Genomic DNA, 9246 nt, shown 5'->3' on the forward strand with positions numbered 1-9246 from the left:
CCCCTATGGGGGTGGCCCTCACGTCGTTTCCGGGACCCGACACCGGCCGACCCGGCCGCGGCCCGTCCACCTGAGACGGGCCGGCGACAGGGTCAGGATCGGGTCTGGATCTTCTCGCGGACGGCCCGTAGCAGGTTCCCCGCGTCGGTGACGGTACGGCCCGGGAACATGGCCATCACCACGCTGCCGTGGTCGGCCCAGCCGCACACCGGGAGGTCGCCGCCCTCACCGCTGGTGGTGCCGCACTTCATCACCCCGCCGAGGGGGCCGGCGGGCACCTCGCGGATGTCGGTGACCTCGCCGGTGTCGCCCGCGGTCAGCGTGAAGAGCGTGTCGAGGTCCCGCTCCGGCTGCCAGAGCAGGGTGGCCCCGCCGAAGACGAGCACCGGTCGGCTCTCGTCGTCGCGGTCGACGTACACCGCGCCGAAGCTGCGGTCCAGGTCGATCTGGGCGGCGAACCCGCTGCGCAGGTAGTCCGCCGTGCTGCGGGCCCGTTCACGGTCGTCCCGGACCAGCGTCCCGATCGTGTCCGGGGTGGCCAGGTCGGCGTCCTTCTGCTGGGCCACCCGCCAGCCGGCTGCGCCGAGGCTGCCCACGCCGGCCAGCCCGACCGCCAGCGCCACGGCCAGCGCCCAGCGGGCCCGGCGGGACCGGAGGAACCGCCGGCCGGGCGGGTTGTCCGGGTCGTGGTTGCTGAGCTGGATGGGCTCCTGGCTCAGCTCGATCAGCGGCGCGCTGTCGGCGTACGGCTGCCCGGTGGCGGGTGCGGACCCACCGGCGGCGGCGCCACCGGTGACGTGTGCGTCGGACATGACCGCCACCGTACGCGAAGCACCGGTGGCGCACGTCGGCTCCGCCGAAGCGGTTCGTAGACTTTGAGGGTGACCGAGAACCTGGATGCCCGACGCCCCGACGCCCCGACCCTCGCCGGCCAGTACCAGCCCGGCGAGGTAGAGCAGCGACGGTACGAGCAGTGGGTAGCCGCCGGCCACTTCCGGGCGTCGGCGGAGAGCGACAAGCCGCCGTTCACCATCGTCATCCCGCCGCCGAACGTGACCGGTGTGCTGCACATGGGCCACGCCCTCGACCACACCGTCCAGGACGCGCTGATCCGGCGCAAGCGGATGCAGGGCTTCGAGGCGCTCTGGCTGCCCGGCATGGACCACGCCGGCATCGCCACCCAGAACGTCGTCGAGCGGCAACTCGCCGGCCAGGGGCTGTCCCGGCACGACCTGGGCCGGGAGAAGTTCGTCGAGCGGGTCTGGCAGTGGAAGGCCGAGTCCGGCGGGGCGATCCTCGGCCAGATGCGCCGGCTGGGCGACTCCGTCGACTGGGACCGCGAGCGGTTCACCATGGACGAGGGGCTGTCCCGGGCGGTACAGACGATCTTCAAGAAGCTCTACGACGACGGCCTGATCTACCGGGCGAACCGGATCATCAACTGGTGCCCGCGCTGCCTGACCGCCCTGTCCGACATCGAGGTGGAGCACACCGACGACGACGGTGAGCTGGTCTCCATCCGGTACAGCGACGACGTGGTGGTGGCCACCACCCGGGCCGAGACGATGCTCGGCGACACCGCCGTGGCCGTGCATCCGGACGACGAGCGGTACCGGCACCTGATCGGCACCGAGGTGGAGCTGCCGCTCACCGGGCGGCGGATCCCGATCGTCGGGGACGCGCACGTCGACCCGAGCTTCGGCACCGGCATGGTCAAGGTCACCCCGGCGCACGACCCGAACGACTTCGAGATCGGCCAGCGCCACGACCTGCCGGCCGTGACCGTGATGGACGAGCGGGGTGTGATCACCGCGCCCGGCCCGTTCCAGGGCCTGGACCGGTTCGAGGCCCGGCCGGCGATCGTCGCCGCGCTGCGCGAGCAGGGCCTGATCGTGGCCGAGAAGCGGCCGTACGTGCACGCGGTGGGGCACTGCTCCCGGTGCAAGACGACCGTGGAGCCCCGGCTGTCGTTGCAGTGGTTCGTGAACACCACCCCGCTGGCGAAGGCGGCCGGGGACGCGGTGCGCGACGGCCGGGTGGCCATCGAGCCGGCCGAGCTGGCCAAGCGGTACTTCGCCTGGGTCGACAACATGCACGACTGGTGCATCTCCCGGCAGCTCTGGTGGGGCCACCGCATCCCCGTCTGGTACGGCCCGGACGGCGAGGTGGTCTGCGTCGGGCCCGATGACGAACCGCCGACCGGCGAGGGCTGGCACCAGGACGAGGACGTGCTGGACACCTGGTTCTCCAGCGCGCTGTGGCCGTTCTCCACCCTCGGCTGGCCGGACCCGAGCCCGGACCTGGCGAAGTTCTACCCGACCAGCGTGCTGGTCACCGGGTACGACATCCTCTTCTTCTGGGTCGCCCGGATGATGATGTTCGGCCTGTACGCGATGGACGGCCGGCAGCCGTTCGACGTGGTCGCCCTGCACGGCATGGTCCGCGACGAGTTCGGCAAGAAGATGTCGAAGTCGTTCGGGAACGTGGTCGACCCGCTGGACTGGATCGACCGGTACGGCGCGGACGCCACCCGGTTCACCCTGGCCCGGGGCGCGAACCCGGGCGGGGACGTGCCGGTCAGCGAGGACTGGTGCCAGGGCTCCCGCAACTTCTGCAACAAGCTCTGGAACGCCACCCGGTTCGCGCTGCTCAACGGCGCGCACACCACCGGCCCGCTGCCGGCGGCCGAGCGCCTGTCGACCGTCGACCGGTGGATCCTGTCCCGGCTGGCGCACGTCACCGCCGAGGTCGACGAGCAGTTCGAGCGGTACGAGTTCGCCAAGGTCTGCGACCTGCTGTACCACTTCGCCTGGGACGACGTCTGCGACTGGTACGTGGAGCTGAGCAAGCCGGTGCTCGGCGCCGGTGGCGAGGCCGCCGACGTCAGCCGCCGGGTGCTCGGGCACGTGCTGGACCAGTTGCTGCGGCTGCTGCACCCGGTGATCCCGTTCGTCACCGAGGAGCTGTGGACCGCGCTGACCGGCGGGGAGACGGTGCTGACCGCCGCCTGGCCGGTCGCCGACCGTACCCTCGTCGACGACGCCGCGGAGGTCGAGGTCGGCACCGTGCAGCGGGTGGTGACCGAGATCCGGCGGTTCCGCTCCGACCAGGGGCTGCGCCCGACGCAGCGGGTCGTGGCGCGGCTGGACGGCCTCGCCGGGGCGGGCATCGCGGCGCACGAGCCGCTGATCCGCTCGCTGGCCCGGCTGGACACCGGCGACGACGGGTTCCAGGCCAGCGCCACCCTGACCATGCCGGGCGAGGTGAGCGTCGCGCTGGACACCCGGGGCTCGATCGACGTGGCCGCCGAGCGGGCCCGGCTGACCAAGGACCGCGCCGCCGCCGAGAAGGAGGTGGCGCAGGCCAGGGCGAAGCTGGACAATCCGGCGTTCGTCGGGAAGGCGCCGGAGCCCGTGGTGGCCAAGATCCGGGACCGGCTCGCGGTGGCCGAGGCCGACCTGGTCCGCATCGACGCCGCGCTGGAGGCACTGCCCTCGTGACCGACCGTACCGATCACACCGACGGCGCCGATCACATCGACGGCACCGATCACACCGCCGGTACCGATGGTGCCGGCGCCGCCGGCCGGGCCGCCCGTGGCGGGCGCCCGGCGCGGGCGGAGCGTACCGACCGGGCGGCCCGCGCCGGGCACGCCGACTTCGCCGCCGTCGACGCCGAGCTGGCCGGGCGCGGGTTCACCCGGATGGTCTTCGAGCTGGACCGCATCGAGAGCCTGCTCGACCTGCTCGGCAGCCCGCAGCGGGCGTACCCGTCGATCCACCTGACCGGCACCAACGGCAAGACGTCGACGGCCCGGATGATCGACTCGCTGCTGCGGGCGTTCGGCCTGCACACCGGCCGGTACACCAGCCCGCACCTGGACACCGTCCGGGAGCGGATCAGCCTGGACGGCGAGCCGGTCAGCGAGGACCGCTTCGTCGCCACGTACCGGGAGGTGGCCCCGCTGGCCGGGCTGGTCGACCAGCGGTCGGCCGAGCCGCTGACCTACTTCGACATGACCACGGCGCTGGCGTTCGCGACCTTCGCCGACGCCCCGGTCGACGTGGCGGTGGTCGAGGTGGGCCTCGGCGGCGCCGAGGACGCCACCAACGTGATCCAGGCCGGGGTCTGCGTGCTCACCCCGATCGGGCTGGACCACACCGAGTGGCTGGGTGACACGATCCAGGACATCGCGCTGGCCAAGGCGGGCATCATCCACCCCGGCGCGACGGTGATCTCCGCCGCCCAGGAGGAGGAGGCGGCCCGGCCCATCCTCGAACGCTGCGTCGAGGTGGGGGCGACCGTCGCCCGGGAGGGCGCGGAGTTCGGCGTGCTGCGCCGGTCGGTCGCCGTCGGCGGCCAGGTGCTCACCCTCCAGGGCCTCGGCGGGGTCTACGAGGAGGTCTTCATCCCGCTGCACGGGGCCCACCAGGCGCAGAACGCGGCCGTGGCGCTGGCGGCGGTGGAGGCGTTCCTCGGTGCCGGCGCGCGCCGGCAGCTGGACGTGGAGACGGTCCGGGAGGGCTTCGCCACGGCCAGCTCGCCGGGCCGGCTGGAGCGGGTACGGACCGCGCCGACCGTGCTGCTCGACGGTGCGCACAACCCGCAGGGCATGGCCGCCACGGTCACCGCGCTCCAGGAGGAGTTCGCGTTCAGCAAGCTGGTCGGGGTGCTCGGCGTGCTCGCCGACAAGGACGCGGCCAGCCTGCTGGAGCTGCTGGAGCCGGTGCTCGACTCGGTGGTGGTCACCCGCAACAGTTCGCCCCGGGCGATGCCCGCCGCCGAGCTGGGCGCCCTGGCGGCCGAGGTGTTCGGGCCGGACCGGGTGGAGGTGGCCGAGGAGATGCCGGACGCGATCGAGGCGGCGGTGGCCGCCGCCGAGTCCGACGTGCCGGGGGAGCTGAGCGGGGTGGGTGTGCTGATCACCGGGTCGGTGGTGACCGTGGCCGACGCCCGCCGGCTGCTGAAGCGATGACCGACCCGCAGCGCCCCGGCCCCGAGCCGGACGACGTGCCGACCGGGGAGCCGACCGAGGGGGCGCCCCGCTCCGGGCTGCGTGACCCGGAACGGGCGGTCCGGGGGCTGGGCGCGGCGACCCTGGGCCTGGAGGCGCTGGTGCTGCTGCTCGGCATCCAACCGATCCGGGTGCTCGGCGGGGACCTGAGCGGGGCGACCATCGCGGTTGTCGTGGTGATCGCCGTGGCGGCGGTGGTGCTCGCCGGCATGATGCGCCGGCCGTGGGCCTGGCACGCCGGCACCGTGCTGCAGGGGGCGCTGATCCTCTCCGGCCTGCTGCACTGGTCGCTGCTGGCGCTCGGCGTCATCTTCGCCCTGGTGTGGGCGTACGCGCTGCACGTGCGGCGGTTGATCCTCGGGCCCGCACCCGGGCCGACGAGCGGCCGGCGGGGCGGGCCCGACGCCTGACGGGGCGGGACGGGATGGGGCCGGCGGGTCAGGCCCCGGTGAGGGTCCGCCACTGGGTCAGGGCGATGCCGTGACCGTCGGGGTCGCGGAACGCCGCCGCCCAGACCTCCAGCTTGGTGCCCCGGTTGACCACCCGGGGGGCGTACGTGAAGCGGAGCCCGGTGTCCCGCAGCCGCTCGTAAGCCGCCTGGATGTCGTTGACCTCCAGGTTGACGTGGACCAGCCGCCGGCTGATCGGTGCCGCCTCGCTGACCTCCCGCAGCACCAGTCGGGTGGTGCCGGAGGCGAGCACCGCGTTGCCGGAGCCCCGGTCCACCTCGGTGAAGCCGAGCACGTCCCGGTAGAAGTCCAGGGACCGGGTGAGGTCGGTGACCAGCACGGTGATCCCGACGCCGCTGATCGGGGCGGCGGCGTCGAGGTCGACGGTGTCCGGGTCGTACCCGAAGATCGCCGCGTCGAGGTCGGCGTCGGCCAGACCGGGTTCGGTGGCGCGGGCCGTGGCCGGGTCGTCCAGCGGCAGATCGATCGGGTCGCTCTCCGACCGGGCCGTCGGGTCGCTCTCCGACCGGGCCGTCGGGTCGCTCTCCGACCGGGCCGTCGGGTCGCTGTCGGACCGGGCCGTCGGGTCGCTGTCGGACCGGGCCGTCGGGTCGGTCGCCGGCTGGTGGACCGGGTCGGCCGGTGACCGGTCGAACAGGTCGGACTCCGGCAGGTCGGAGCCGGTGCGCTGGCCGGGGGCCGGCGAGTCGAGCGGGTACCCCGAGCCCTGCCCGGCCGGGACGTCGACCGGGTCCACCGGGTACCCCGAACCCCGCTGGGCGGGCGGGACGTCCACCGGGTCGGCCGGTGCCTCCTGCCGGGTCGCGGCGGGGGTGTCGACCCGCTCCTCGACCAGCGGGTCGGGCTGCTCCTCGGCGGGCGGACGGGGGCCGGGGGTGGCCCGGCGGGGCAGCGTCCCGGCGGGCTGTTCGACCAGGGTGCCCTCTAGGACGACCGGGCCGCCCGGACGCTGGTGCACCACCACCGGCTCCCGGCGCTCCGGCCGGGCGCCCAGGTCGTCGTCGAGCGGGTCGAGCACCGGCGGGTCCCGGAAGTCGTCGCGCAGGTCGTCCCGGAGGTCGTCGCCGACCCGGTCCGCCCAGGGCGGGGCCTCCTGCTGGAGCAGCACCTCGTCGACCGGCTCGGCCGCCGCCGCGGCGGCGAACTCGGGCGGCAGGTCGGCGGCTGCCTCGGTGTGCGTGGGCACCTCGTCCCAGAGCACCCGTACGTGCCGGTGGTCGTCGAGGGCGACCCGGATCGGCAGCGTCTGCCCCAGCGACGGCCACTTGGCCACCGGCACCCGGGGCTCGATGATCTTCTTGGTACGGGGCGGCATCCCCGGCGCGTCGATCACGAGCTGCAGTTCGCAGCGACCGAACGCGTACTGGGTGGGTGGCTCGGAGACGCTGTGCACGTGCCCGACGCCGACCACCCAGGTACGGCCGCCGCCGTGCACGGTGCCCAGCGCGATCGCGAGCGCCAGCAGGGCGACGCCGAGCGCCACGATGGCCCAGCTCGTCATGCCCAGGCCGAACAGCACCACGAAGGCCGCCACGGTGCCGAGCACGGCGGCGATCAGCTTCCGGACCGGCGCGATGGGTCGACTCCCGCCATTCGCCACAGTGGACCTCCCTGGGGTCGGGACCAGGCTAGGCCGGATCGGTGACGGAGCGGAAGAGCAGCCGCCGCGCCGGTGGCCGGACCGGGTCGCTACGCTGACCGTACCCAGCCAGACCGCCTTCGGCGTACAGGAGGAACCCAGCGTGTCCAGCAGCAGCCCGGACGAGCGCACGCTTGTCCTGATCAAGCCCGACGCCGTCCGGCGGGGCCTGGTCGGCGAGATCGTCTCCCGCTTCGAGCGCAAGGGGCTGCGGATCGACGCCATGCAGACGCGGACCCTGGACGGTGACTTCGCCGACCAGCACTACGCCGAGCACGTGGACAAGCCGTTCTACCCGCCGCTGAAGGACTTCATGACCAGCGGGCCGCTGGTCGCGCTGGTGCTCTCCGGCGACCAGGTGATCGACGTCGTGCGGGGCATGATCGGCGCCACCGACGGGCGCAAGGCCGCCGCCGGGACGATCCGGGGCGACCTCGCCCTGTCCAACCGGGAAAACCTGGTGCACGCCTCGGACTCGCCGGACAGCGCCAAGCGCGAGATCGCGCTCTGGTTCCCCGAGCTGGGCTGAGCACCGCCGCAGGACCTGTCGGGCGGGGCCGGTCGGCCCCGCCCGTGGTGTCTCGGTCGACCCGACCGGTCGATCACCCACCCGGCTCAGCCGCCCGGCTCACCCACCCGGCTCAGCCGCCCGTTGGCAGGCCGGCCAGCCGGGCCACCTTCTCCGGGTTGCCCACCACGTACAGCCCGGTGATCCGGCCGCCGGCGGCGGCCACGGTGGCCGCGTACCGTCGGCCGTCGGGGCGGTGCAGCAGCAGACCGGGCTGGCCGTTCAGCTCGACCGGGGAGGCCAGGAACAGCGGCCGGCGGGGGCCGTAGATGCCGGCGAAGAAGCGGGCGACCCGGTCGGCGCCGCAGATTGGCCGGCGGGCCGCCGTGACCCGGCCGCCCCCGTCGGTCCACGCGACCGCGTCCGCCGCCACGAGGTCGGTCAGCCGGGCCAGGTCGCCGTCGCGGGCGGCGGCCAGGAACGCGTCCAGCAGCCGGCGCTGCTCGGCCGGGTCGGCGCTGAACCGCCGGCGGTCGTCGGCGATCCGGGCCGACGCCCGGTGGTGCAGCTGCCGGCAGTCCGCCGCCGGGCGGTCCAGGATCTCGCCGATCTCGGCGTACGGCAGCGTGAACGCGGTGCGCAGCACGTAGACCGCCCGCTCCGGCGGGGTCAGCCGCTCCAGCAGGTGCAGCAGCGCCACGGAGAGCGAGTCGCGCAGCTCCGCGTGTTCCAGCGGCCCGAACGGTGCGGTCGCGGTGGGGACCGGCTCGGGCAGCCACGGCCCGACGTACGTCTCCCGGGCCGCCTGCCGCGCCCGGAGCCGGTCGATCGCCAGCCGGGTGACCACCCGGGACAGGTACCGGCGGGGTTCGGCCACGGCCGCCCGGTCGGCGCCCAGCCAGCGCAGGTACGCCTCCTGGAGCACGTCCTCGGCGTCGGCGAGGCTGCCGAGCATCCGGTACGCCAGCCCGAGCAGCATCGGCCGGTGCGCCGTCAGCACCCCGGCCGCCTGCTCCTGCCCCGGCCCGCTCTCCGGCCCGGTCGACGTCCCGTTCCCCGTCGTCCTGCTCCCCGTCGTTCCGTTCCCCGTCGTCCTGCTGCCCGTTACTCCTGCACCGGCGGCTGGAGCCGGGTGGCCGCCACGATTCGGTTCCACACGTTGATTGTGGCGATCGCGACCACCAGGTCCGCCACCTCCTTCTCCGACCAGACCCGCGTGGCGGCGTCCCAGACCTCGTCGGGCACCCCGTGCTCGCCGAGCCGGGTGAGCGCGTCGGTGAGCGCGAGCGCGGCGCGTTCCCGCTCGTCGAAGAAGGGCGCCTCGTGCCAGGCGGCCACGGCGAACAGCCGCCGGCTGGACTCGCCCGCCGCGAGGGCGTCCCGGCTGTGCATGTCCACGCAGAACGCGCAGCCGTTCAGGATCGAGGCGCGCAGCTTCACCAGCTCCAGCACGGTGTGCTCGACGTTCTCCCGGCCGTACCGCTCCAGCCCGAGCACCGCGCGGTACGCGGCCGGCGCCATTGCCTCCAGGTCGATCCGGCTCATGATGTCCTCCCGTCGATCGGCTTCCACACCCCCACGACGCCCCCCAACCCCCCAAACGTGACCACCCCCC

At 74.1% G+C, this 9246-nt stretch carries 8 protein-coding genes; 4 read left to right on the forward strand and 4 right to left on the reverse strand.

Annotation, left to right across the window (positions count from 1 at the left end; translation table 11 throughout):
• Positions 1-92 precede the first annotated feature (92 nt).
• Complete coding sequence (locus AWW66_RS30090; protein ID WP_067373572.1) at positions 93-812, reverse strand: hypothetical protein; 720 nt, start codon at positions 810-812, stop codon at positions 93-95.
• A gap of 69 nt (positions 813-881) precedes the next feature.
• Between AWW66_RS30090 and AWW66_RS30095 the strand changes: the two genes are divergently transcribed.
• From AWW66_RS30095 to AWW66_RS30105, 3 genes are all read left to right on the forward strand, one after another.
• Positions 882-3500: a valine--tRNA ligase gene (locus tag AWW66_RS30095; protein ID WP_067373557.1), complete on the forward strand. Its 2619-nt coding sequence runs from the start codon at positions 882-884 to the stop codon at positions 3498-3500.
• A gap of 203 nt (positions 3501-3703) precedes the next feature.
• Complete coding sequence (locus tag AWW66_RS30100; protein ID WP_245648551.1) at positions 3704-4975, forward strand: bifunctional folylpolyglutamate synthase/dihydrofolate synthase; 1272 nt, start codon at positions 3704-3706, stop codon at positions 4973-4975.
• Positions 4972-5424 (forward strand): DUF4233 domain-containing protein, encoded by a 453-nt coding sequence (locus tag AWW66_RS30105; protein ID WP_083979187.1) that lies wholly within the window; start codon positions 4972-4974, stop codon positions 5422-5424. Before AWW66_RS30100 ends, AWW66_RS30105 begins: the two co-directional genes overlap by 4 nt.
• 28 nt (positions 5425-5452) lie before the next feature.
• On the opposite strand, the gene AWW66_RS30110 is transcribed toward AWW66_RS30105, so the two are convergent.
• On the reverse strand, positions 5453-7084 hold the full coding sequence (locus AWW66_RS30110) for a VOC family protein (protein WP_067373561.1): 1632 nt from the start codon (positions 7082-7084) through the stop codon (positions 5453-5455).
• A 142-nt stretch (positions 7085-7226) separates the two neighbouring features.
• Between AWW66_RS30110 and ndk the strand changes: the two genes are divergently transcribed.
• Entirely contained in the window at positions 7227-7652 is a 426-nt protein-coding gene (gene ndk / locus AWW66_RS30115; RefSeq protein ID WP_067373566.1) for a nucleoside-diphosphate kinase, read from the forward strand.
• Between the two features lie 112 nt (positions 7653-7764).
• On the opposite strand, the gene AWW66_RS30120 is transcribed toward ndk, so the two are convergent.
• Positions 7765-8631, reverse strand: coding sequence for an RNA polymerase sigma-70 factor (locus AWW66_RS30120; protein ID WP_245648550.1), 867 nt, complete (start codon positions 8629-8631; stop codon positions 7765-7767).
• Positions 8632-8735: 104 nt separating this feature from the next.
• Positions 8736-9176 carry a carboxymuconolactone decarboxylase family protein gene (locus tag AWW66_RS30125; protein ID WP_067373567.1) on the reverse strand — a complete coding sequence of 147 codons (441 nt, stop codon included), beginning with the start codon at positions 9174-9176 and terminating at the stop codon, positions 8736-8738.
• Positions 9177-9246: the final 70 nt, after the last annotated feature.

It is taken from the genome of Micromonospora rosaria (assembly GCF_001567585.1).
GTDB lineage: Bacteria > Actinomycetota > Actinomycetes > Mycobacteriales > Micromonosporaceae > Micromonospora > Micromonospora rosaria.

Excerpts from the sequence above, each read along its gene's own strand:
- AWW66_RS30090 (WP_067373572.1), bottom strand. The coding sequence starts at position 812 with ATGTCCGACGCACACGTCACCGGTGGCGCCGCCGCCGGTGGGTCCGCA.
- AWW66_RS30100 (WP_245648551.1), top strand. The coding sequence starts at position 3,704 with ATGGTCTTCGAGCTGGACCGCATCGAGAGCCTGCTCGACCTGCTCGGC.
- AWW66_RS30105 (WP_083979187.1), top strand. The coding sequence starts at position 4,972 with ATGACCGACCCGCAGCGCCCCGGCCCCGAGCCGGACGACGTGCCGACC.
- AWW66_RS30125 (WP_067373567.1), bottom strand. The coding sequence starts at position 9,176 with ATGAGCCGGATCGACCTGGAGGCAATGGCGCCGGCCGCGTACCGCGCG.